Origin of the sequence: Streptomyces sp. NPDC001410, assembly GCF_042895235.1 — a bacterium.
Taxonomy (GTDB): domain Bacteria; phylum Actinomycetota; class Actinomycetes; order Streptomycetales; family Streptomycetaceae; genus Streptomyces.
Map to the genome: position 1 here is coordinate 290,938 of NZ_JBIAWE010000011.1, position 23,067 is coordinate 314,004.

At 71.4% G+C, this 23,067-nt stretch carries 24 protein-coding genes and 1 pseudogene; 7 read left to right on the forward strand and 18 right to left on the reverse strand.

The features are described 5' to 3' along the window. Window positions 1-6: 6 nt before the first annotated feature. The 12 genes from ACFY3C_RS25525 to ACFY3C_RS25580 form a co-directional block, all read right to left on the reverse strand. On the reverse strand, window positions 7-1,107 hold the full coding sequence (locus tag ACFY3C_RS25525) for an aliphatic sulfonate ABC transporter substrate-binding protein (RefSeq protein WP_390772358.1): 1,101 nt from the start codon (window positions 1,105-1,107) through the stop codon (window positions 7-9). Between the two features lie 222 nt (window positions 1,108-1,329). Next, entirely contained in the window at window positions 1,330-2,664 is a 1,335-nt protein-coding gene (locus ACFY3C_RS25530; protein ID WP_390772359.1) for a sulfate adenylyltransferase subunit 1, read from the reverse strand. 2 nt (window positions 2,665-2,666) lie between these two features. Then, window positions 2,667-3,602, reverse strand: coding sequence for a sulfate adenylyltransferase subunit CysD (cysD, locus tag ACFY3C_RS25535; RefSeq protein ID WP_386575554.1), 936 nt, complete (start codon window positions 3,600-3,602; stop codon window positions 2,667-2,669). Then, complete coding sequence (gene cysC / locus ACFY3C_RS25540) at window positions 3,599-4,234, reverse strand: adenylyl-sulfate kinase (protein WP_390772360.1); 636 nt, start codon at window positions 4,232-4,234, stop codon at window positions 3,599-3,601. The genes cysD and cysC overlap by 4 nt, the downstream gene beginning before the upstream one ends. Beyond that, entirely contained in the window at window positions 4,231-4,941 is a 711-nt protein-coding gene (locus tag ACFY3C_RS25545) for a phosphoadenylyl-sulfate reductase (RefSeq protein ID WP_390772361.1), read from the reverse strand. The genes cysC and ACFY3C_RS25545 overlap by 4 nt, the downstream gene beginning before the upstream one ends. Then, entirely contained in the window at window positions 4,938-5,120 is a 183-nt protein-coding gene (locus ACFY3C_RS25550; protein ID WP_390772362.1) for a hypothetical protein, read from the reverse strand. The genes ACFY3C_RS25545 and ACFY3C_RS25550 overlap by 4 nt, the downstream gene beginning before the upstream one ends. A 184-nt stretch (window positions 5,121-5,304) precedes the next feature. After that, complete coding sequence (locus ACFY3C_RS25555) at window positions 5,305-7,002, reverse strand: nitrite/sulfite reductase (RefSeq protein WP_386575550.1); 1,698 nt, start codon at window positions 7,000-7,002, stop codon at window positions 5,305-5,307. Between the two features lie 125 nt (window positions 7,003-7,127). Continuing rightward, window positions 7,128-7,211, reverse strand: coding sequence for a putative leader peptide (locus tag ACFY3C_RS25560; protein ID WP_309486338.1), 84 nt, complete (start codon window positions 7,209-7,211; stop codon window positions 7,128-7,130). A 172-nt stretch (window positions 7,212-7,383) separates the two neighbouring features. Next, window positions 7,384-7,947, reverse strand: coding sequence for a GNAT family N-acetyltransferase (locus ACFY3C_RS25565; protein WP_390772363.1), 564 nt, complete (start codon window positions 7,945-7,947; stop codon window positions 7,384-7,386). A gap of 56 nt (window positions 7,948-8,003) precedes the next feature. Then, window positions 8,004-9,338, reverse strand: a complete 1,335-nt coding sequence (locus ACFY3C_RS25570) for a hypothetical protein (protein WP_390772364.1) — start codon at window positions 9,336-9,338, stop codon at window positions 8,004-8,006. 188 nt (window positions 9,339-9,526) lie between these two features. Further along, the gene (locus ACFY3C_RS25575; protein WP_390772365.1) at window positions 9,527-10,807 is read right to left on the reverse strand and encodes a GAF domain-containing protein; all 1,281 of its coding nucleotides are present in this window, start codon (window positions 10,805-10,807) and stop codon (window positions 9,527-9,529) included. 305 nt (window positions 10,808-11,112) lie between these two features. Beyond that, window positions 11,113-12,750, reverse strand: coding sequence for an acyl-CoA dehydrogenase family protein (locus tag ACFY3C_RS25580; RefSeq protein ID WP_390772366.1), 1,638 nt, complete (start codon window positions 12,748-12,750; stop codon window positions 11,113-11,115). Window positions 12,751-12,880: 130 nt separating this feature from the next. On the opposite strand from ACFY3C_RS25580, the gene ACFY3C_RS25585 reads away from it, so the two are divergent. Next, window positions 12,881-14,065, forward strand: a complete 1,185-nt coding sequence (locus ACFY3C_RS25585) for a YihY/virulence factor BrkB family protein (protein ID WP_390772367.1) — start codon at window positions 12,881-12,883, stop codon at window positions 14,063-14,065. Window positions 14,066-14,347: 282 nt separating this feature from the next. Here the strand turns inward: ACFY3C_RS25585 and ACFY3C_RS25590 are convergent, their stop codons facing one another. Then, a complete protein-coding gene (locus tag ACFY3C_RS25590) occupies window positions 14,348-15,193 on the reverse strand; it encodes an NmrA family NAD(P)-binding protein (RefSeq protein ID WP_390772368.1) in 846 nt (281 codons plus the stop codon). 81 nt (window positions 15,194-15,274) lie between these two features. On the opposite strand from ACFY3C_RS25590, the gene ACFY3C_RS25595 reads away from it, so the two are divergent. Further along, the gene (locus tag ACFY3C_RS25595) at window positions 15,275-16,210 is read left to right on the forward strand and encodes an AraC family transcriptional regulator (RefSeq protein ID WP_390772369.1); all 936 of its coding nucleotides are present in this window, start codon (window positions 15,275-15,277) and stop codon (window positions 16,208-16,210) included. 10 nt (window positions 16,211-16,220) lie between these two features. Continuing rightward, window positions 16,221-16,916, forward strand: coding sequence for a helix-turn-helix domain-containing protein (locus ACFY3C_RS25600; RefSeq protein ID WP_390772370.1), 696 nt, complete (start codon window positions 16,221-16,223; stop codon window positions 16,914-16,916). Here ACFY3C_RS25600 and ACFY3C_RS25605 read toward each other — a convergent pair. Beyond that, window positions 16,902-17,300, reverse strand: a complete 399-nt coding sequence (locus ACFY3C_RS25605; RefSeq protein ID WP_386575541.1) for a VOC family protein — start codon at window positions 17,298-17,300, stop codon at window positions 16,902-16,904. The genes ACFY3C_RS25600 and ACFY3C_RS25605 overlap by 15 nt on opposite strands. 200 nt (window positions 17,301-17,500) lie before the next feature. On the opposite strand from ACFY3C_RS25605, the gene ACFY3C_RS25610 reads away from it, so the two are divergent. Continuing rightward, window positions 17,501-18,487, forward strand: coding sequence for a hypothetical protein (locus ACFY3C_RS25610; protein ID WP_390772371.1), 987 nt, complete (start codon window positions 17,501-17,503; stop codon window positions 18,485-18,487). 6 nt (window positions 18,488-18,493) lie between these two features. Here ACFY3C_RS25610 and ACFY3C_RS25615 read toward each other — a convergent pair whose 3' ends face one another. The 3 genes and pseudogenes from ACFY3C_RS25615 to ACFY3C_RS25625 all read right to left on the reverse strand — a co-directional run. Then, complete coding sequence (locus tag ACFY3C_RS25615) at window positions 18,494-19,066, reverse strand: hypothetical protein (RefSeq protein WP_390772372.1); 573 nt, start codon at window positions 19,064-19,066, stop codon at window positions 18,494-18,496. A 42-nt stretch (window positions 19,067-19,108) separates the two neighbouring features. Then, entirely contained in the window at window positions 19,109-19,741 is a 633-nt protein-coding gene (locus ACFY3C_RS25620) for a VOC family protein (RefSeq protein WP_390772373.1), read from the reverse strand. Between the two features lie 29 nt (window positions 19,742-19,770). Further along, window positions 19,771-19,905: pseudogene (locus ACFY3C_RS25625) on the reverse strand (DUF397 domain-containing protein); the annotation flags it as partial. Between the two features lie 155 nt (window positions 19,906-20,060). Between ACFY3C_RS25625 and ACFY3C_RS25630 the strand changes: the two are divergent. The 3 genes from ACFY3C_RS25630 (at window position 20,061) to ACFY3C_RS25640 (ending at window position 21,998) form a co-directional block, all read left to right on the forward strand. Next, window positions 20,061-20,711 carry a ThuA domain-containing protein gene (locus ACFY3C_RS25630; RefSeq protein WP_390772374.1) on the forward strand — a complete coding sequence of 217 codons (651 nt, stop codon included), beginning with the start codon at window positions 20,061-20,063 and terminating at the stop codon, window positions 20,709-20,711. 163 nt (window positions 20,712-20,874) lie between these two features. Further along, on the forward strand, window positions 20,875-21,738 hold the full coding sequence (locus tag ACFY3C_RS25635; protein WP_386575535.1) for an oxaloacetate decarboxylase: 864 nt from the start codon (window positions 20,875-20,877) through the stop codon (window positions 21,736-21,738). Continuing rightward, entirely contained in the window at window positions 21,735-21,998 is a 264-nt protein-coding gene (locus ACFY3C_RS25640) for a hypothetical protein (RefSeq protein ID WP_386575534.1), read from the forward strand. Before ACFY3C_RS25635 ends, ACFY3C_RS25640 begins: the two co-directional genes overlap by 4 nt. Window positions 21,999-22,116: 118 nt before the next feature. Here the strand turns inward: ACFY3C_RS25640 and ACFY3C_RS25645 are convergent, their stop codons facing one another. Continuing rightward, window positions 22,117-22,965 carry an SDR family oxidoreductase gene (locus ACFY3C_RS25645; RefSeq protein ID WP_390772375.1) on the reverse strand — a complete coding sequence of 283 codons (849 nt, stop codon included), beginning with the start codon at window positions 22,963-22,965 and terminating at the stop codon, window positions 22,117-22,119. Between the last annotated feature and the right edge of the window lie 102 nt (window positions 22,966-23,067).

The window sequence follows — 23,067 nt, forward strand, 5'->3', positions numbered from 1 at the left end:
CCTGCGTCAGCTGCCGAGACCGGCGTCGCCGACCGTGCTCTCGCCCTCGCCCTTGAGGACCTTGTTGAGGATCGTGAGGTCGTAGATGCCCTTCAGATCGGGCTTCTCCAGCAGACCGGCCTTGACCGCGTGCTCCGCCTCGGTGTCGAGCGTGGCGGCCAGCGGGTCGTCGGTGAACTGGATCGACTTCCACGCCGGGTCCAGGACGTCGGCGGGCAGCTCCTTGCCGGAGTCGCTCCCGAGCTGCTTGTTCGCCGCGGCCTTCGCCTCGTCCGGGTTGGCGTTGATCCACTTGTTGGCCTCGACCGAGGCCTTCAGGACCGCCTCGACGGCCTTCGGGTGCTCCTTCAGGAAAGCCTGCCGCACGATGATGTTCGTGATCACGAACTTCTTGTCGGGCCACAGCGACGCCTCGTCGAGGAGCACCTTGCCGCCCTCGGCGACCAGCTTGGACGCGGTCGGCTCCGGCACCCAGGCGCCGTCGACCGAACCGGCCTTGTAGGCGTCCGGAGTGATCTTGTTGTCCGTGCGGACGACCGTGACGTCACCCTTGCCGCTCTGCGCGTCGACCTTCCAGCCCTGCTCGGCAGCCCAGTTGAGGAAAGCCACGTCCTGCGTGTTGCCCAGCTGCGGGGTGGCGATCTTCTTGCCCTTGACGTCCTTGAGGGACTTGATCTTCTTCGGGTCGACGACCAGCTTCACGCCGCCCGACGCCGAACCGCCGATGATCTTCAGGTTGGTGCCGTCGGACTTGGTGTAACCGTTGATCGCGGGCGAGGGACCGATCCAGCCGATGTCGATGGAGCCCGAGTTGAGCGCCTCGATCTCGGACGGACCGGCGTTGAAGATCGCCGGCGTGACCTCGGTGGCCCCCAGTTCCTTCTGGAAGTAGCCCTTCTGGAAGCCGACCAGCGCGGTGGCGTGCGTCAGGTTCCCGAAGTAGCCGATCCTGACGGAGTCCAGCCCGTCGGTCTTCTTGGCCCCGGCGGCGACCTTGGCCGTGTCGTCCTTGTCGGCCTGGGAACCGTAGCCGCAGGCGGCGAGGGTGAGGAGGGGGAGGGCGGCTATGACCGCGAAGGTACGGCGAAGAGCGGATGTAGCAGGCACGGGAGGTGTTCCTCTCGGAGGCCCGGCGGTCACGGTCTCTCAGGTCGTGGCCGGGAGGTCGGCAGGTCTTCGTCCACGGCGGTGGGGGGTGCGGGCGCGCGAGCGGTGCGCGTACGTCAGCGCACACATCGCGCCACTCCGCCCTGCCCGCTGCCGAGAACACCGCTGCCGACGCGGCCGCCCTCCTTCGCGAACGTGGAGTAGTAGTCGGTGGAGTTCACGTCAGAAGTCCCACCCGTCGGCCTCGGCCTCGTCCTTGACCGGCTCCGGGGAGGCGAACGACTCGCCGACCATGCCCGCGGTGAGCGTGGTGCCGTCGTTCGGGTCGATCAGGATGAACGAGCCCGTGCGCCGCGAGTCGGCGTACGAGTCCACCGGCAGCGGCTCCGCGGTGCGGATCTTCACGCGGCCGATGTCGTTGGCGACGAGCTGACCCGGGTGCGGGTGCAGGGACAGGTCGTCGAGCGTGAGGCGGGACGGGATGTCCTTGACGATGGCCTTGACCGTGCGGGTGCCGTGCTTGAGCAGCACCCGGTGCCCGACGGTCAGCGGCTGGTCGGCGACGTGGCAGACGGTCGCCTCCACGTCCTGCGTGGTGGCCGGCGCGTCCTTGGTCGGCACGATCAGGTCGCCGCGCGAGACGTCGACGTCGTCGGTCAGCAGGACGGTCACCGACTGCGTCGTCCAGGCCACGTCGACCGGCTCGCCGAGCAGGTCGATGCCGGAGATCGTCGTCGTACGGCCGGAGGGCAGGATCGTGACCGGGTCGCCGACGCGGAAGGTGCCGGCCGCGATCTGGCCCGCGTAGCCCCGGTAGTCCGGGTGCTCGGCGGTCTGCGGACGGATCACGTACTGCACGGGCAGCCGGGCGTGGCAGTGCGCCAGGTCATGACTGACCGGGACGGTCTCCAGGTGCTCCAGGACGGTCGGGCCGCCGTACCAGTCCATGGTGGCGGACGGCTCCACCACGTTGTCGCCGGCGAGCGCCGAGATCGGGATCGCGGTGATCTCCGGGACGCCCAGCTCGGTCGCGTACGCCGTGAACTCCTCGGCGATCGCGGCGAACACGGACTCCTGGTAGTCGACCAGGTCCATCTTGTTGACGGCGAGGACCACGTGCGGCACGCGCAGCAGCGCGGCGATCGCCGCGTGCCGGCGGGTCTGCTCGACCACGCCGTTGCGGGCGTCGACCAGGACCACCGTCAGCTCGGCCGTGGAAGCGCCGGTGACCATGTTGCGGGTGTACTGCACATGGCCGGGCGTGTCGGCGAGGATGAACCGGCGCCGGGGCGTGGCGAAGTAGCGGTAGGCCACGTCGATGGTGATGCCCTGCTCGCGCTCGGCGCGCAGGCCGTCGGTGAGCAGCGCGAGGTCCGGGCCGTCCTGGCCGCGGCTCGCGGACGCGCGCTCCACGGCCTCCAGCTGGTCGGTGAGGACCGACTTGGAGTCGTGCAGCAGCCGTCCGACGAGCGTGGACTTGCCGTCGTCGACGGAGCCGGCGGTGGCGAACCGCAGCAGGGTGGTGGCCGAGAGCGCCTCGGTCGTGGTCGTGCTCATGCTTAGAAGTACCCCTCGCGCTTGCGGTCTTCCATCGCGGCCTCGGAGAGCTTGTCGTCGGCGCGGGTGGCGCCGCGCTCGGTGAGCCGGGAGGCGGCGATCTCGGCGATGACGGCGTCCAGCGTGGTCGCGTCGGAGTCGACGGCGCCCGTGCAGGACATGTCACCGACGGTCCGGTAGCGGACCAGACGCTTCACGACGGTCTCGGACTCCTTCGGACCGCCCCACTCGCCGGCCGTCAGCCACATGCCGGCCCGCTGGAACACCTCGCGCTCGTGCGCGAAGTAGATCTGAGGCAGCTCGATGCCCTCGCGGGCGATGTACTGCCAGACGTCCAGCTCGGTCCAGTTGCTGAGCGGGAACACGCGGACGTGCTCGCCGGGCGCGTGGCGGCCGTTGTACAGGTTCCACAGCTCGGGCCGCTGGCGGCGCGGGTCCCACTGGGAGAACTCGTCCCGCAGCGAGAAGACGCGCTCCTTGGCCCGGGCCTTCTCCTCGTCGCGGCGGCCGCCGCCGAAGACCGCGTCGAACTTCTCGCTCTGGATCCGCTCCGTCAGCGGGAGCGTCTGCAGCGGGTTGCGGGTGCCGTCGGGACGTTCCTTCAGCACACCGCGGTCGATGTAGTCCTGTACGGAGGCCACATGGAGGCGCAGCCCATGTGCGGCGACCACACGGTCCCGGTACTCCAGCACCTCGGGGAAGTTGTGTCCCGTGTCCACATGGAGCAGCGAGAAGGGGATCGCCGCCGGGGCGAACGCCTTCAGCGCGAGGTGCAGCATGACGATGGAGTCCTTGCCACCGGAGAACAGGATCACCGGGTTCTCGAACTCGCCCGCCACCTCGCGGAAGATGTGCACCGCCTCGGACTCGAGGGCGTCCAGGTGGGTGAGGGCGTACGGGCTGGCCGTACCCTCCTCGACCGTGGCGACGGTCGTCATGCCAGTCCCCTTTCGGTGAGCAGCGCGTGGACCGCGGCCGCGGACTCCTGCACGGTCTGGTGCTGCGACTCGATCCGCAGATCGGGCGTCTCGGGCTCCTCGTAGGGGTCGTCGACCCCCGTGAGCCCCGACAGCTCGCCCGCGGCCTGCTTGGCGTACAGCCCCTTCACGTCCCGCACCGAGCACACCTCGACCGGGGTCGCCACATGGATCTCCAGGTACGATGTCCCGTTCTCCGCGTGCCGCTCGCGCACCGCCTGGCGGCTGTCCGCGTACGGGGCGATCACCGGGACGAGCGCCTTGACGCCGTTGCGGGCCAGCAGCTCGGCGACGAAGCCGATGCGCTGCACGTTGGTGTGCCGGTCCTCGCGGCTGAAGCCGAGGCCCGCCGAGATGAACTCGCGGATCTCGTCGCCGTCGAGCACCTCGACGCGGTGGCCGTCGGCACGCAGCCGGCCGGCCAGCTCGTACGCGATGGTGGTCTTGCCGGCGCTCGGCAGACCCGTGAGCCAGACGGTGGCTCCGGTGGTCACGTGGTTCTCCTGGGTCGCAGTGGTCGCTTCGGTAACAGCAGAAACAGCAGTAACGGTCGGAACTGTGGGCGAGGTGTGGGTTGCTGTGGGCGCCGTCATCCGTGCAGCCCGCACTCGGTCTTGGCCCGGCCCGCCCAGCGGCCGGCGCGCGCGTCCTCGCCCTCCAGGACCCTGCGGGTGCACGGGGCGCAGCCGACGGAGGCGTAGCCGTCCATCAGCAGCGGGTTGGTCAGCACGCCGTGCTCGGTGACGTAGGCGTCCACGTCGTCCTGGGTCCAGCGGGCGATCGGGGAGATCTTGACCTTCTGCCGCTTCTCGTCCCAGCCGACCACCGGGGTGTTCGCCCGGGTCGGGGACTCGTCGCGGCGCAGGCCCGTCGCCCATGCCGCGTAGCCCTTCAGGCCCTCCTCCAGCGGCCGGACCTTGCGCAACGCACAGCACAGGTCAGGATCGCGGTCGTGCAGCTTCGGGCCGTACTCCGCGTCCTGCTCGGCGACCGTCTGCCGCGGTGTGAGGGTGATGACGTTGACGTCCATCACGGCCTCGACCGCGTCCCGGGTGCCGATGGTCTCCGGGAAGTGGTAGCCGGTGTCGAGGAAGACGACGTCGACGCCTTTCAGCACGCGGGAGGCCAGATGGGCGACCACCGCGTCCTCCATGGAGGAGGTGACGCAGAACCGCTTGCCGAAGGTGTCCACCGCCCACTGGAGGATCTCCAGCGCGGAGGCGTCCTCCAGGTCGCGGCCCGCCTGCTCGGCGAGCTGCTTCAACTCCTCGGTCGTACGCTGTTCCTGAGCCGTCGTCATGTCCGGTCGTCCCCTCCGTTGTCGGCTCGCTGAAGACCCCGGGTGAGCAGCCCGAGGAACTTCAGCTGGAATGCGCGGTTGCACGCCCCGCACTCCCAGGCGCCATGGCCCTGCTCACTGGGACGCAGGTCCTCGTCACCGCAGTAGGGGCAGTAGAAAGGTGCGGCCCGCTCGCTCACGACAGGGCCCTCCTCTTATTCAGGGCTCGGTTGGTCTCCGGGGCGCTGGGTGCCGGTGTCGAGAGGACGACCGTGCTCACCCCTTCGGGCCTCCGCGCTCCCCCAAGCTCTCGGCTTCGCTCGAGCAGGGGGGACCCCCATGCCCTCTCGACACCGGCGCGCCCCTTCGGCTCACTCGCCGACCTCATGACAGAGCCTCTTCAGAAGCGCGCGCAGCCCAGGTGGCGAACCGCTCGCCGTCCTCGCGCTCCGCCTGGTAGCGCTTCAGGACGCGCTCGACGTAGTCGGGCAGCTCCTGCGAAGTGACCTTCAGACCGCGGACCTTGCGGCCGAAGCCCGCCTCCAGGCCCAGCGCGCCGCCGAGGTGCACCTGGAAGCCCTCGACCTGCTCGCCGTTGTCGTCGAGGACCAGCTGGCCCTTGAGACCGATGTCCGCCACCTGGATACGGGCGCAGGCGTTCGGGCAGCCGTTGATGTTGATCGTGATCGGCTCGTCGAACTCCGGGAGGCGGCGCTCCAGTTCGTCGATCAGCGAGATGCCGCGCGCCTTGGTCTCCACGATGGCGAGCTTGCAGAACTCGATGCCGGTGCAGGCCATGGTGCCGCGCCGGAACGGGGACGGGCTGACGCTGAGATCCAGCGCCTCGAGACCCGCCACCAGAGACTCGACCTGCGCCTCCTCGACGTCCAGCACGATCATCTTCTGCTCGACGGTGGTACGCACCCGGCCCGAGCCGTGCGCCTCGGCGACGTCGGCGATCTTCGCCAGCGTCGTACCGTCGACGCGTCCGACGCGCGGGGCGAAACCGACGTAGAACCGCCCGTCCTGCTGCCGGTGCACACCGACGTGGTCGCGCCAGCGCTCCACGGGTTGCGCCGGCGCCGGACCGTCGACCAGCTTGCGCTGCAGGTACTCGTCCTCCAGCACCTGCCGGAACTTCTCCGCACCCCAGTCGGCGACGAGGAACTTCAGCCGGGCGCGGGTGCGCAGGCGCCGGTAGCCGTAGTCGCGGAAGATCGAGATGACGCCCTCGTAGACGTCCGGGACCTCGTCCAGGGGCACCCAGGCACCGAGCCGCACACCGATCTTCGGGTTGGTGGACAGGCCGCCGCCGACCCACAGGTCGAAGCCGGGGCCGTGCTCGGGGTGGACGACTCCCACGAACGCGACGTCGTTGATCTCGTGCGCCACGTCCAGCAGCGGCGAGCCGGAGACCGCGGACTTGAACTTGCGGGGCAGGTTCGAGAACGCCTTGTTGCCGACGATCCGGCGGTTGATCTCCTCGACCGCCGGGGAGCCGTCGATGATCTCGTCCGCGGCGATGCCGGCGACCGGCGAACCGAGGATCACGCGGGGCGTGTCACCGCAGGCCTCGGTGGTGGACAGCCCGACGGCCTCCAGGCGCTCCCAGATCTCCGGGACGTCCTCGATCCGGATCCAGTGGAACTGCACGTTCTGCCGGTCGGTGAGGTCCGCGGTGCCCCGCGCGAACTCCTGCGAGATCTCTCCGATCACCCGCAGCTGCTGCGTCGACAGCCGCCCGCCGTCGATCCGTACCCGCAGCATGAAGTACTCGTCGTCCAGCTCCTCCGGCTCCAGGATCGCGGTCTTGCCGCCGTCGATCCCGGGCCGACGCTGGGTGTAAAGACCCCACCAGCGCATCCGCCCGCGCAGGTCGTTGGGGTCGATGGAGTCGAAGCCGCGCTTGGAGTAGATCGTCTCAATGCGTGTCCGCACATTGAGACCGTCGTCGTCCTTCTTGAACTGCTCGTTGCCGTTGAGCGGGGTGAAGTGACCCGCGGCCCACTGACCCTCGCCGCGGTGACGGCTCACCTTGCGGCCGGGCGCGGACGCGGCGGGGTTCTGCGGGTTGGCGGCCATGGTTCTACGTCCTTCGGACAGGCGGGAAGCGGCTCTGACCTGCGCATATGGGCACGCGGGCAGGCGTGCGCGGCGTTGCGCAGGCAGGAATCAGGTGTACGAGGAGATCGGCGGTGCTGGGGCGCTCAGCTCGCCGGACAGATGGCGCTGGACATGCGGCCGAGGTCGACGTGCCGCCGACTCACCAAGGCAATTCCAGTTCCAGACATGACGGAAGCGTGTCACGGGGATCTCTGGGCAGTCCACTGTTATCCGCATGCTGGACACGACTGTCTCGAATGCCGGGACGCTGTGATGTGGGTCTCGTACGTACTGTCAGAACCGTCTCGTGAGCTGTGTCCGAACCGGCGAGACCCGGATCGTCACGACGGTGGTGCTCCCTTACGCTCCCGGCCAGAACCCAGGCGTAGCAACCTCCGGCTCCAGCTCCACCTTCGTGTCGAACAGCCTGAACCCTCGCCGCTGATAGTTGTCCATGGCGAACTCGCCGTCCTTGCTGCACGTGTGCAGCCACACCCGCTTGGTCGGCGTCCGCTCAGGCCACCGCTCCGCCAGATCCCATGCGCGGGCCGCCCCGTACGACAGCAGATGGCCCCCGATGCGGCGGCCGCGGAACGCGGGGATCAGGCCGAAGAGGATGATCTCGACGACGCCGTCGTCCTGCGGGTTCAGCTCGACGTACCCGGCGGGCGTGCCGCGGTCGTAGGCCACCCAGGTCTCCGCGCCGGGACGGTCCAGCTGCTCCTGCCACCGGGCGTAGTTCCAGCCGAGGCGGTCGGTCCAGCGGATGTCGCCGCCGACCGCGGTGTACAGGAAGCGGCTGAACTCGGGGGAGGGGACCTCGGCGCGGACGATGCGGACGTCGCCCTCGGGGGCGGCGGCCGGCAGCAGGTCGGCCGGCGAGGTCTGTTCCAGGGACCAGGTGGTGACAGGGGCGGTGCTCATGCGGGCCAGGGAATCATCCCGCCCGGCGGTCTGTCGATCGACCGGGTCACCCCGGGTCAGTCCACCGAACGGTCGAGCACCGCCAGGGGCACCGCGAACAGCATCCGGTCCGAGACGGACCACACCTCGCCGGTCTCCTGCCAGTAGGACAGGGAGCCCGCGGACTCGGCCCAGCAGTGGTGGGAGGAGTCCGAGCCGCAGTGTGCCGCCTTCGCCCCCTTCGTGTCCTGCCGCCACAGTCCGCCGTGCCCGTCCCCGGAGCTGGACAGCTGTCCCACATACCAGGACGGACCGGCCGACCCGGGCTGCCGGTACGACAGCACGCCCCGGATCCCGGCCGCCCGGGTCCGGTAGGCCTCGACCGCGTCCACCCGCCCGGCGGCGTCGGTGGCGAGCAGCCCGCTGCGCGCCGGGTCCGTGCTGAAGGCGTAGCGCCACAGCCGGGCGTGCCGGTCGCTGCCGGGGGCGGTCCACTCGCCGGCGACCAGGCTGTCGGGTGCGGTGCCGCGGTCCAGGGAGAGGGTCGCCGGGCAGGGCGGGCCGGCGGCGGTGCAGCGGCCGGCGAGATAGCGGTAGGAGCCGACGGCGGGCATCACGTACTCGTAGCCGTCGGCGGACCAGCCGCCGGGTACCCGGCCGATGGCGGGCGCGTCGACCGTGGTGCGCTGGATGCGGTCGAGGTCGTAGACGTAGAGCGCGTCGGCGCTGCCGGTCGTGGTGGTGACCAGGAGCTTGTCCTGGTACCAGACCATGCCGGAGACGTGGGAGGCGAGGCCTCGGTAGTCGCGGCCGCCGTCGACGGGGACCACCAGCAGCACCCAGCGGTAGACGGGGTGGTCGGGGTCGTCGGCGTCGACGAAGGCGACCCTGGCGAGACCCCGCTCGGCGGCGGTCCCGGTGGTGGTGCTGTGGGTCCAGCCGGTGAGGAGGGCCCGGTGGGTGCCCCAGACGCCGTCGTCGTCGGCGTCGCCGGAGGTGGTCACCGAGGCCGGCCGCCAGGCGGTGGTGGCGGTGTCGGCCGGGTCCCAGCAGTAGGCGCGGGTGGCGGCCGGGGTGACGGGCAGGGTCGCGTGGTCCTCGGAGGCACAGTCGGTGCTTGTGCTCAGGGTGCGGTCGGCGCTCTGCAGGACGGTGTCCACGCCGACCGGGCGGCCCATGGACGCGGCGAGCCGGTTCAGTGTGCGGGCCGGCACCAGGTGCTCCTGCAGGCGCAGCGGGGCGGTGTCGGCCCGGGAGGTCAGGGGCCTGAGCGGGCCGGGGTTCTTGGCGACCGTGGCCTGTGAGGCGCTGATCAGCGTGGCGGCCGCGGTGAGCGCGAGCGCGGTTCCGGCGAGGAACGCGCGCACGGCTGCGCCCCGTCTGCGTCGCCGGTGTCTGCCGCGATGTCTCATCTTTCCTCCCGAGGCGGGCCAACTGCGCCTGGTGGTCCGTACGTTGACCGAGGAGCAGGTGGGGAGGCCCGTCAGGGATGCTACGGCAGCGGCGGGTGCCAGAGGGCCAAGACCCGCAAATATGCGGAAGATGCCCGCATCGAACCCAGCTGTCCCCCCACCCGGCACCCCATCTGTCCCTGCATTGGTCAGCCGGTGGTCCGGCGCCGTGCCACCGCCGGTGCCGTCGACTGGGGCAGCAGGTCACGGGGGTTGTCGGGCAGGAGTACCTCGATCTCCGTGCTTTCGCAGAAACGATACGGCCGGTGTCGCAGAAGATCCCCTAGATATCGGCGAATTCTGGACATTTCCGCTCTGACGGTAACCGTTCGGGATGAATCGCCGAACAGGTCTTCGGCCAGTCCCGCCGCGCCGCGCCCCGACCGGTGTTCGGCGAGCAGGTAGAGCAACTCGGCGTGCCGGGGGCTCAGTTCGCGGGACCAGGAGCCCATAGCCCGGGCCACGGTCACCGAGCTGCGGCCCGGCCGGCTCAGGTCCAGCAGGATCCGGGTGGTGCTGGAGGGCAGCGGCTCCTCCGCCGCCCGCAGCAGCCAGCCCCCGGTCAGCGGCTCCACCGCGCAGGTGCCGAGGGCGGCCAGCCACCGGTGGCCCGGCGTCAGGGACTTGGGCAGCGCCACGCGCCGCAGGTACGGCATCCCGGTCACGGCCGCCGTCCAGCCGTTCCGGTCCACCACCAGGGCCCGCCCGTCCAGCCGGGCCAGCACCGGCGCCGCCACCGCGCGCAGCCGCTCCAGCGAGGCCAGGTGCAGCTCCCGCAGCCGGGCCTCGGCGAGTTTGGCCACCGAGTCCACCCAGGCGAGGGTCGCCGGATGCATGGTCTCCAGCGGGCCGCTCACGTCCACCACCCCGATGAGCCGGCCGTCCCTGGGGTCGGTGATCGGGGCACCCGTACACGTCCAGGAGGCGTGCGAGCGGACGAAGTGCTCGGCGGCGAAGACCTGTACCGGGCGCCGTACGACCGCGGGGGTGCCCAGGCCGTTGGTGCCGACGACGTCTTCCCGCCAGTCCGCGCCCAGTTCGAAGCCGAGCCCGTCGGCCTTGCGCAGCACCTGCGGGGATCCCTCCCGCCACAGGACACGTCCCTCGGCGTCGGCGACCACCATGATGTGCTGGGCGACGTCGGCGACCGAAAGCAGCCCCTCGCGCAATACCGGAAGAATATGCCGGAGCGGTGACTCCTCGCGTCTGCGCCGCACTTCGTCGGCGGGCAGCAGCCGGGATCTGAAGTCGTGGTCGGGGTCGACGCCGCTGCGCAGCATCCGTCCCCAGGACTGCTCGATCACCGGCCGGGGCGTGATCCGCACACGTTGCCCGGCCAGCGTGGCCTCGCGCAGCTCGCTCAGTACCCGCGCCGCCTGCGCCGCGTCCACGGCGGCCAGACGCGCCACGTTCATCGGCGGGTTCGCCACTGGGGTCCTCCCGGAAAAGGCGTCGAACACACTTGTCAAGCCGTCCGGGCGGCGGTTTCCGGTCCGACTCCTCTCCCATACTGCCGTCCGGCGCATGCCGGAGGCACAGAGTCCGCGCACAGTCACCAACAAGTTGCAACCCCTTGCAACCCTGGTGAATGGCACGAGGCTGGCCGAGACTTGACCAGGCGCCGCCTTCGGGCGGCGCTTTGTGGCCTTCAACGGGCCCAGTAGGCGGGGGTGGTGCCGTGTCGGCGCAGCACCACCCCCGTGCCGCATTCCCGCAAAGGCTCAGGTCAGCGCGGTCAGAGCAGCGGCCGGGCCCGCTCCACCACCGAGGCCAGGTCCAGGCCCGTCGGCAGGGTGCCGAAGGCCGCGCCCCGATCGCCGCCGAGCCGGGAGGCGCAGAACGCGTCGGCGACCTCCGGCGGCGCGTGCCGCACCAGGAGTGACCCCTGGAGCACCAGTGCGAGGCGCTCGACCAGCCGCCGGGCGCGGCCCTCGATGCCGTCCAGATCGGCGAGTTCGGTGAACAGGTCCTTCACCGCCCGGTCCAGCCGGTGGTCGGCGCCGTGCGCCCTGCCGATCTCGGTGAGGCAGGCGTCCAGCGCGCCCGGCTCGCGCTGCAGCGCCCGCAGCACATCCAGCGCCTGAACGTTTCCGGCGCCCTCCCAGATGGAGTTCAGCGGCGACTCGCGCACCAGCCGGGGCAGCCCCGACTCCTCGACGTACCCGTTGCCGCCCAGGCACTCGGCGGCCTCCACCGCCACCGGCGCGCAGCGCTTGGTGATCCAGTACTTGGCGGCCGGCACCGCGAGCCGCAGGAAGGCCCGCTCCTGCTCGCCGCCGTCGTCGTAGGCGGCCGCGAGCCGGAGCGTGAGCGCGGTCGCGGCCTCGGACTCCAGCGCGAGGTCGGCCAGCACGTTGCGCATCAGCGGCTTGTCGATCAGCTTCCCGCCGAACGCCTCCCGGTAGGCGCAGTGGTGGACGGCCTGCGCCACCGCCTGCCGCATCAGGCCGGCCGAGCCGAGCGCGCAGTCCAGCCGAGTTGCGGCGACCATCTCGATGATGGTGCGCACCCCGCGCCCTTCCTCGCCGACCCGGCGCGCCCAGGTGCCGTCGAACTCGACCTCGGCGGAGGCGTTGGACCGGTTGCCCAGCTTGTCCTTGAGCCGCTGGATGAGGAACACGTTGCGGGTGCCGTCGGCGAGGACGCGCGGGACGAGGAAGCAGGTGATCCCGTCGGGAGCCTGGGCCAGCACGAGGAACCCGTCTGACATGGGGGCCGAGCAGAACCACTTGTGCCCGGTCAGGACGTACGTCCCTTCCTCGGCGAGCGGCCGGGCCTCGGTGGTGTTCGCCCGTACGTCGCTGCCGCCCTGCTTCTCGGTCATGCCCATGCCGAAGAGGGCGCCGGACTTCCGCCCGGCGGGCCGCAGGTCACGGTCGTAGATCGTGGACGTCAGCCGCGGCTCCCACTCGGCGGCCAGCGCGGGGTCGGTCCGCAGCGCGGGCACGGCCGCGTGGGTCATGGACAGCGGGCAGCAGTTGCCCGCCTCGACCTGGGTCCAGACGAGGAACCCGGCCGCCCTGCGCAGATGCCCGGCAGGCCGCGTCCAGGCGCCGGTCAGCCCCGCCCCGACCCCCTTGCCGAGCAGCCGGTGCCAGGCAGGGTGGAACTCGACCTCGTCGACCCGGTGGCCGTACCGGTCGTGCGTGCGCAGCCGCGGCGGATGCTCGTTCGCCTGTACGCCCCACTCCTGCACCTGTGCCGAACCAGAGGCCCGGCCCAGCACGGACAGCTCGTCGCGCACCGCGTCCAGCACCTCGGGATCCGTGTGCCGCGCGACCGCCTCGACGAGGGCCCGGTCGGCGCTGAAGACGTCGTATCCCACCAGCGGAGGGGGCTGGTTCGTCACGGTATGGGTGGAGTTGCCTGCCATGATTGCGAACCTACCCGGGAGCGCGGCGATACTGGTCTCCAGAGTCGCACAGCACCGCCCGCGGCCGCGTCCGGCCGGTCACCTGCCCTGGAAGGTGAGGGCAGTCCCGTACGACGGATACCGTTAGGTCGTGCAGCCAGGAAGTGAAACCCCCGAGCGGCCCGCCGGCCGGCTCCACCGGGCCCGAGCCCTGTATCGGAACGTATCCAAGCGCAGGACCGCCTGGCTGCTGCTCAAGGACACCGTCAACTCCTGCATGGAGTACCGCATCCTGGGCCTGGCAGCCGAGGCGGCGTTCTTCACGCTGCTGTCCGTGCCGCCCCTGCTGCTGAGCCTCATCGGCCTCCTCGGCTACGTCGACGCCTGGACCGGCGCGGACACCATCCAGAGCCTGGAGAACAACCTCCTGGAGGCCTCCCGCACGGTCCTGTCCGACAAGGGCGTGAAGGAGATCTCCGAGCCGATCCTGCACGACGTGATGAAGGGCGGCCGGCCGGACGTCATCTCCATCGGCTTCCTGTTCGCCCTGTGGTCGGGCTCCCGCGCGGTGAACGTCTTCATCGACACGATCACCGTCATGTACGGCCTCGACGGCGTCCGCGGCATCGTCAAGACACGCATGATGTCCTTCCTGCTGTTCATCGTGGCGCTGCTGATCGGCTCGGTCGCGCTGCCGCTGATGGTGGCCGGGCCGGACGCGGTGGTGGGGGTCGTGCCCTGGTCGGAGACGGTCGTCCAGGTCCTGTACTGGCCGGTCGTCATCGTCCTGTCCATCGTCTTCCTGACGACCCTGTACCACGTGTCCGTGCCTGTCCGTTCCCCCTGGATCGAGGACGTACCCGGCGCCCTGGTCGCCCTGGCCATGTGGGTCCTGGGCAGCTTCCTCCTGCGCATCTACCTCACCAACACCATCGAGGGCGCCACGATCTACGGCTCCCTCGCCGCCTCCGTCGCCGTCCTCCTCTGGATCGGCGTGTCGGCCTTCGCCGTGCTCGTCGGCGCCGCGGTGAACGCCGCCATCGACCGGGTCTGGCCGGCCGCCGCCACGGGCGCGGCCCGCGCCGCCAACGAGCGGCTGCGCGAGGCGGAGGTCGTCGAGTACGTCACCCGCGTCGCCGCCGCCCGCGAGGCCGACCCCGAGGACCCCGACATGCCGTCCGAGTTCCCCGAACGCTGGTCCCGCTTCCTCCCCCCGGAGGACGTCACGGCCCGCCTGCGCACCCACGCGAAGAACCCCCACCACCACACCCACAAGAGCCACGAGGTGAAGGGCGCGAACGGAACGAACGGCAGCGCACCGCCACACGCGGAGTGACGGGCGGACGGACGGCTCGGGGAGCACAACACACGAGTGCCGCCGCCGCTCCGCCCCCCCCGCATCGGCTCTTCGGCCCGTGAGTGACCCGCCGCTCCCTCACCCCGCCGTAATGGCGAGAGCCCGACGGCCGACGTGCGTGTCCCGGCTTGCGCATCCCCGCATCCCCGTATCCCCGCATCGGCCTCTCGGCCCGTGAGTGACCCGCCGCTTCCTCTCGCCGCCGCAGCGGTGCGAACTCCGACGGTGGAGGGCGGCGGTGACCGCCGGCCGGTGCCCGGGTCACGGCTTCCAGGTGCCCGCCGGCGCGGTCTCCCGTACGAAGTCGGCGAAGTCCCGCGGCTTGCGGCCCAGGACCTGGCGTACGCCGTCCGACAGGTGGGCGTTGCGGCCGTCGAGGAGGCTCTCGAAGAGGCCGACCAGGAAGTCCACCTCCTCGGGCGGCACTCCGAAGCCCGCCAGCCGCTCGCCGTACTCCCGGGCCGGCACCGCCCGGTACGACAGCCGCCGCCCGGTCACCGCCGCGATCTCGGCGACCGCCTCGCCGAAGGTCAGCAGCCGCGGCCCGGACACCTCCACCACCTGCCCGACGTAGCGCTCGCCCTCGGTCAGCGCCGCCACGACCACGTCCGCGATGTCCCGCGCGTCGACGAACGGCTCCCGCACCGCCCCGGCCGGGAACACCAGCTCCCCGTACTCCCGCAACTCCGCGACCAACGGGCCCTCGCTGAAGTTCTGCGCGAACCAGGCGGCCCGTACGACCGTCCAGTCCGCCCCCGACGCCCGCAGCGCCTCTTCCGTGGGCCGCGCCTGCTGCTCGCCCCGCGCCGACAGCAGCACCAGCCGCCGCACCCCCAGACCGACGGCCTCGCGGGCCAGGCGCCCAACCGTCTCCGCGGCGTCCGGCGCCCCAACGTCCGACGGGTACACCAGGTAGGCCGCGTCCGCGCCGCCCAGCACCTGCTCCCACGTCGACCGGTCGTGCCAGTCGAAGCCCCGCGCCCGCGAGGCCGCCCGGACCGTCAGCCCGGCCGCCCGCGCGGCCCCGGCGACCCGGCTGCCCGTACGGCCGGACGCGCCGGTCACCACCACCGTCGACCCCTGTGTCCCACCCGTGTTCTGCGTCATGTCCGCCAGTCAACTGCGGCCCCTGCCAAGGGACCATCGCCGATCGGCTCACCCGCATACGCGCGCGTCTACGCTGAGCCCATGGACGCACTCGCAGGCCTGCTGGACGGCCCCCGCGCGCACGGCGCCTTCATGATCCGCGCGTGCTTCGAGCCGCCCTGGGCGGTCCGCGTGGAGGACCGCGCCCCGCTGACGGTGATGGTCATGGCGCGCGGCGAGGCCTGGGTCGTCCCCGACGGCGGCGAGCAGGTCCGGCTGCGCCCCGGCGACCTGGCCATCGCGCGCGGCCCCGACCCGTACACCTGCGCCGACACCCCCGGCACCGCCCCGCAGGCGCTGATCCTGCCCGGCGGCGAGTGCCGCTACCCCGACGGCAGCTCCCTGAACGGCTCCATGGACCTCGGCGTGCGCACCTGGGGCGACCGCCCGGACGCCCCGACCGTGATGCTGATCGGCACCTACCTGATGCAGGGCGAGATCAGCGGCCGCCTGCTGGACGCCCTGCCCCCGCTGCTCACCCTCCCCGCCGAGGTCTGGCAGTGCCCGCTCACCCCGATGCTCATGGAGGAGATCGTCCGCGACGAACCCGGCCAGGAGGTGGTCCTGGACCGCCTGCTCGACCTGCTGGTCATCAGCGCGCTGCGGGCCTGGTTCTCCCGCCCCGAGGCGGCCGCACCCGCCTGGTACCAGGCCCTCGGCGACCCGGTCGTCGGCCGCGCCCTGCGCCTGATCCAGGACGACCCGGCCCACCCCTGGACGGTGTCCTCGCTCGCCGCCAAGGCCGGGGTGTCCCGCGCGGCCCTGGCCCGCCGCTTCACCGAACTGGTCGGCGAACCCCCGATGGCCTACCTCACCGCCTGGCGCCTCGCCCTGGCCGCCGACCGGCTCCGCGACACCGAGGACACCCTCGCCGCCATAGCCCGCCGGGTCGGCTACGGAAGTGCCTTCGCCCTGTCCAGCGCCTTCAAGCGGGTGTACGGGGTCAGCCCCCAGGAGCACCGCACCCGCGCGGCGTAGCCTGGCGTACGTGTACGAGGAGCGGCCGTCCCGACTGACCGGCGCGGTGGTGTGGCAGCGCACCCCGGAGCACCCGGAGAACCTGAAGGGTGTCCGCCCGGTACTGCCCGACGGCTGCATGGACCTGCTGTTCAGCGAGGGCCGGCTGCTGGTCGCCGGACCCGACACCCGCCCGTACGTCCCCGAGGGCCCACCCCGCGCCTGGGCGGGCATCCGCTTCTTCCCCGGCACCGCGCCCGCCCTGCTCGGCGTACCGGCCCACGAACTACGGGACGCCCGCGTCGAGTTGACGGACCTGTGGCCCGCCGCCCGGGTACGACGACTGCGCGACCGTATCGAGGCGGCCCCCGACCCGGCGACGGGCCTGGAGGACATCGCCCTGGACCGGGCCGCCGAGGCGCCACCCCCCGACCCGCTCCTGCGCCGCCTGGTGGAGTGCCTGGACGCGAGCCGCCCGGTGGCGGCGACGGCCGTCGAACTGGGCATTGGCGCCCGCCAGTTGCACCGCCGCTGCCTGACCGCTTTCGGCTACGGCCCCAAGACCCTCGCCCGCGTCCTGCGCCTGCAACGCGCCCTGGCCCTCGCCCGCTCCGGCGTCCCGTACGCCGAGACGGCGGCCCGCGCCGGATACGCGGACCAGCCTCATCTCGCCCGGGACGTACGCCAGTTGGCAGGCAAGCCGCTCGGAGAGCTACTCGGCGGCTAGCGGAGCGAACAGGTCGACGCCGTTGCCGTCGGGGTCGTGCACGGTGGCGTACCGCTGCCCCCAGAAGGCGTCCCACGGCTTCAACTCCCCGTGGTACCCGGCGCCCACCAGATCCTCGTACACGGCGTCGACCTCGGCCGGCGAGCCGCACCGGAAGGCGAGCCCGACCCGGCCCCCGCCGGCGGGCGGCCGCCACCCGGAGTGGAACGAGCGGACGGTCGCCTCGGTGTCCAGCGCGAGCACCAGCCCACCGGGCAGCTCGGCCTCGACATGCGGCTGGTCCTCGGCCCCTTCGGGGAAGACCAGCCCGAGGCGACGGTAGAACGCGAGCGAGGCGGCCAGGTCGGAGGTCACCACGCCGATCACGGCGAATCGTGGAGTCATGGGTTCACCGTAGGCAGGGGCCAGGCACCCGGTCTTGAAGGAATCGGACACGGCGGAATCGGGCACGGCGGCGGGTAAGCGGTTGCACCCGCCTCCCACGGCCGGAATGATCCATCCGTTCGATCGTGGGGGAGTGGCTGTTGGCGGACGTGTTCGTGTGTGATCAGTGCGGTACGGAACTGACCGCGCCCGTGTCGAGGGTGGCGCTTCCCGTGCGGGCCCGGCACCACTTCGGGCACGAGATGCTCCCCGCGCTGATGGAGTCGGGAACATACGCCGTCGACCCGGAGCCCCGGGGAGGGCCCTGGATCCCCTGGGACGAGGTGGGCGAGGAGGGAGCGGCGGCCCTGGGCGTGTTCGCTCCGGTGTACTCGCTCTTCTCCGGGCCGCCGGGCGCGGTCGTGGTCGCGCCGGGCGACGTCCGGGGCACCGTGCTGATCCCGGGCCACGACGGCTACTGCCTGGGCCTGGACGGCAGAGACGGTCCCAACCTGGCCTGCGAGGAGTGCGGCCGGCCGGTGGCGACCCGGCTGGACGACTGCTCGATCTGGCAGGCGGTGTGGCTGAACCCCATCGCCGTACGCCGCGTTCCGGGTCCCGCTCCCCGGATCACCGACTGGGAGACCGTGGTGGAGGAGGGGCACAGCACGCCGCCCGTCGAGCAGCCCGGGCGCTGGAGCCCGCAGTGGGAGGCGGCGGCCGGTGTGGCCCTGGCCCACTTGCTGGTGGCTTCGGCCGGCGCCCGCGTGTCCCTGCCCGGCGGACTGGCCACGGACATGTTCGGCCGGGCCCTCGACGCCCTGCTCCCGCCCGGGCGCCCGGCCCGCACGCTGGCCCTGACCGGCCCGGGTCTGCCCGCGTCGGGTGCGGACATCGCTCTGGTCCCGGTGCATCCGCAGACGGGCGAGACATGGCAGCCGCCCGGCAGCCCGGCGACCGTACCGCTGCCCGCCGACGTGTGGCTGGGCCTGGCCTTCCCCGAGGACCTGTCCCGCCTGCCGGTGACCGGCGGACTGCCCCACGGCGTTGAGCGCGACGACCCGCTGCCGCTGCGCCCGGGCTGGACGTTCCGGCCCGACCGCCACCTGCTCCTGTACACGCTGGCCAGACTGCCCGCCGTACGCGAGCCGTGGCTGCGCAGGCTCTACCTCCATCTGCGGAACCCCACGAACTTCCGGGTGTTCTAGCCCGTCTCACTCACCGGACGAATCCCGCTGTCGCAGCACGCGTCGGGCCGACCGCTCCGCCTGTTCCGCGCGGGACATGATGCGCGACTGTCTCCGTGGCCACCACGTCAGCTCCACCAGGAAGATCAGCACGAACAGCCACGACACCCCCGCCTGCCGCGTCGATCCGGAGAAGGTGTCGATCAGCGCGAGAGCCACCGCCAGTGCGGCGAAGACCAGGACCACCCAGAGGAGGAGGCGATCGTGTTCCCGTGCCGTCCGCAGTCCGTTGCAGTAGTCGACGACGGCAGGCGCCAGCCGGGCATCACCGATGTCCTCACCACGTCGGGCGGCGCGGACCACTGCCACCCGATCCGCGGGATCCAGGTCCCCGGCCCCGGGCCAGACCCGGCCCATTCGTCGGGCCACCCTGATCCCGTAGAAAGGGCCGAGCACGAGAACCGCCGCGACCGCACCCACCCATGACCCCGACTCGGCCAGCACGAACGCGCCGAAGAAGACACCGGCCGAGAGCCCGATGATCACCGCCCTGCGCACCGGACCGCCTCGCCATACCCAGCCGGGGAGGACCACCACCACAGCGTCATGCTGGCACAGGGAGGGCGTGCGGGCTCTCGGGGCTCAGCAGAAGGTGACCGGCCCTGCCGGCGTTCGAACGGTGAAAGAGATCATGAACGGCCCCTCCTCGAGCGCGAGCCAGGTGCCCAGCGCCGACAGCAGGGGCCGCACCTTGTCCGGCTCTGGAGCCGTGCCCGTCACCTCCAACAGCGGGGTGACGGGCAGTCCCGAGGCAGCAGGATGCACCGAGCCGCCCCAGTCGATGAGGAACGGGACCAACCCGGAGGGATGCCCGCTGCCGCTGTCCGTGAGCCGCCACTCCAGCAGGGTGCCGTCCGGGGTGCGGCGGCTCATCGGGTGGATCGGCCCCGGGTCGTAACCCCGCGCTCGGGCGTCCGCGACCGCCGTCTCCAGATCGGGCGGGCTGATCGCCCAGCTCACCGTGGCCGGCCCGGCCAGCCGATCGACCCCGAACGGCCGCAGCTCCACCGGCTCCGGCTGCTCCGGATCAGGCCCGATGATCTCCAGATAGCTCCGGCCGCCCAACCCGACCAGGTAGTTCCGCGTACCCAACTCGACATGCACCCCGCCGGGCGCGGGCGTCACCCCGGTCCGCGACGCGAACTCGGCTACGGTCGCGGTCAGATCGGGCGTGGCGAGAACGAGATGGTCCAGCAGCGGAGGAATGGGCTTCATTCCGGGGGAGGGTACGGGAACGACACCCCTCAGTGGAACACCTGCGCAAGGAACGCGGCCCAGGTGGAGGGGGTGACGGTGAGGTGGGGGGTGTGCGGGGTCTTGGAGTCGCGTATGTGGATGGCGGTGGGTTCGGTGGCAACTTCGATGCAGGCGCCGCCTTCGCCGCTTAGGCATCCTGCTCACCGCAACCGACAACATCCCCTTGGTTTTCAGGAGTTCATCAAGCTTCTCGGCGACATCCGGCTTCGGCGGCCGTCTGTCCTGCTGATGGACACGCAGCGTGACTCAAGTCCCGTGAACATCGAAACTCGACCCCATGACTCCTCGGCTGCTGATCTACACCCGCACGACCGACTACCGCCACGACTCCATCCCGGACGCCGTCAACGCCGTACGAGCGCTGGGGGAGTTCACCGTGGAGCACACGGAGGACCCCATGGACCTGGAGCGTGCGCTGGGCGAATTCGCGGCGGTCGTCTTCCTCTCCACCAGCGGTGACGTGTTGGCGCCCGCCGGACGCGAACGGCTCAGCGGATACGTCGAGTCGGGCGGCGGCTTCGTCGGGGTGCACGCGGCCGCATGCACGGAGTACGGGTGGCCTTACTACGGCGAACTCCTCGGCGCCCGCTTCGAGAGGCATCCGGCGTATCAGCCCGGGAAGGTCGTGGTGGAGGACCCGGGGCATCCCGCGACGAGGCAGCTGCCGGCGGTCTGGGAGTTCACGGACGAGTGGTACGACTTCCGGTCCAGTCCGCGAGGGCGGGTGCGGGTGCTGCTGCGGGCGGACGAGACGTCGTACGAGGGTGGCGGGATGGGGGTCGACCACCCGCTGGCCTGGTGCCGCCGTCAGGGGGACGGACGGGTGTTCTACACGGCCCTCGGGCACGCCGCCGAGGCCTACCGGGATCAGGTCTTCCTGACCCACCTGAGCGGCGGTATCGCCTGGGCGGGACGGCTCTGCGAGTGACGTTTCTGCGGTGAATCCGTTCCGCCATTGGGGTGAGTAAAGCTGGCGTATGGAGAGGGTCACGTGCGTACCTAGAGATGCTCTTGTCTTGGCAAAGGGCGTCGAGACGCGGTGACCCGACCCCCCTGGTCCCGCGCCACCCACCCACCGGAGGAGCAGGACCTTGACTTACGGGACAAAGCTGCGCGAGCGGATCGCCGGGCCCGGGACCACACCGCTGATCGGCGTGTACGACATGTACTCGGCCTCGATCGCGGCCCACCACTACGACGGCATGTTCGTCTCGGGCTTCGGCTTCGCGGCGTCGTACTACGGACTGCCGGACATCGGATTCATCGCGTGGCCGGACATGGTCGCGTTCGTCCAGCGGCTGCGGGGCGCGTTCCCGCACCACCACCTGCTCGTGGACATCGACGACGGGTACGTCGACCCCGAGGTCGCCTGCCATGTCGTGGAAGGACTGGAACGGATCGGTGCCTCCGGGGTGATCCTGGAGGATCAGAAGCGGCCCCGCCGCTGCGGGCACGCCGACGGCAAGCAGGTGCTGCCGCTGGAGGAGTACCTGGAGAAGCTGGACAAGGTTCTGGCCACCCGTCAGGACCTGGTGGTCGTCGCCCGTACGGACGCCACCGACGAGCAGGACATCCTGCACCGGGCCGAGCGGCTCGCCGCGACCGACGCCGACGTGGTGCTGGTCGACGGGGTGCGCAGCGTCGAGTGGATCAAGCGCATCCGTGAGGTCGTCGGGGACAAGCCGCTGCTGTTCAACCAGATCGCCGGCGGCAAGTCGCCCCGGCTGTCGCTGACCGAGCTGTCCGACCTCGGTGTCGACGTCGCGATCTACAGCACCCCCTGCCTGTTCGCGGCGCACGAGGCGATGGACTCGGCGCTCGGCGAGCTGAAGGCGGCGGACGGGCGGCTGCCGCGGGTGGACCCGGCGAGCGGGGTCGGTGTGAAGGCGTCGACCACGCTGCTGGAACGGAACATCGCCCGCGAGCGGCTGCAGCCCGAGGGCGTGGGCGTGTGACGGGCGGCGCCGGGCCCCGGCTCGGGGCGGCCACGGTGCTCGCGGCGGCGCTCCTCGCAACCGGTGCCGCGCCCGCGGTGGCGGGCGGGAGCAGTCTGATCACCGTCATCGACAACTCCCAGGCCGACTCGATCCTGGAGGTCGACCGGACGGCCAACGTGCAGACCGGAGAGGGCACCGCGGGCAGCGACCACGACGGCAGCGCGGTGGACGCCATCCAGGCCCTCCTCGGCGACTTGGAGAGGGACGACGAGGACTGAGACCGGGCAAGCGCAAAGGGCCGGGCACCCCGTGCGGGGGATGCTCGGCCCTTTCTGCGTCTTCTGCGTCGCAAGGCAGGCGCGACTTTGCGGGCACCCCCTCGCCGTGCGGGGTGGGTCAGGCGACCCAGCCGTTGGTGATGCCGAGGACCGCGGAGCCGTCCAGGTCGGTGAGCTTGGTGCCGACGAAGCCGCGGGCCCAGTCGGAGGTCTGGAGGCGGAAGGCGGGCTCGTCCGCGGTCAGTGCCTCGATCACCGACTCGGCGGCGCCCTCGGCGGTCTGCGCGCCGTCGAGGAACTGCGCGACCGTGCGGTTCACGTAGGCGTTCAGCTGAGGCGCGTACACCCCGGCCGTGGCTACGGCCTCTTCCAGGTCGACGCCGACGTTGGCGACGAATTCGGTGGCGACGGCGCCGGGCTCGATCACGGAGACGGACACGCCGTGCGCCGCGGCCACGGGGGCCAGGCTCTCCATGTATCCCTCGACGGCGAACTTGGCCGCGCAGTAGGCCTCGTTGAAGGGCTGTCCGATGACGCCGCCGACGCTGGTCACGGTGATCAGGCGGCCGCCGGAGGCGCGCAGGTGGGGCATGGCGGCCTTCGAGACGTTGAGCACGCCGAAGAAGTTGACCTCCATGACCTTGCGGACCTCGGCCACGGACTCGTTCTCCAGGGTGCCGAGGTGCCCGGCGCCCGCGTTGTTGACGACGGCGTCCAGGTGACCGTAGTCGGCGAGTACGCCGTCGATCGCGGACGTGATCGAGGCCTCGTCGGTGACGTCGAGCCGGCGGATGTCGACCTCCACGCCCGCCTCGGCGGCGGCCTTGCGCAGGGCGTCGGAGCGGCTGAGGTCGCGCAGGGTGGCGACCGTCGTCCAGCCGGCGCGTGCGGCGGAGACGGCGGCGGCGAGGCCGATGCCGGAGGAGGTGCCGGTGATGAGGACGACCTTGGGGGAGTGGGAAGACATGGGGGCCTTTCGGGGCACGGGAATCGCGGCGGAATCTCGACACATTTGAGTGCGTGTACACACAACATAATGCACTTACGTGCGTGTACACGCAACCGGTAA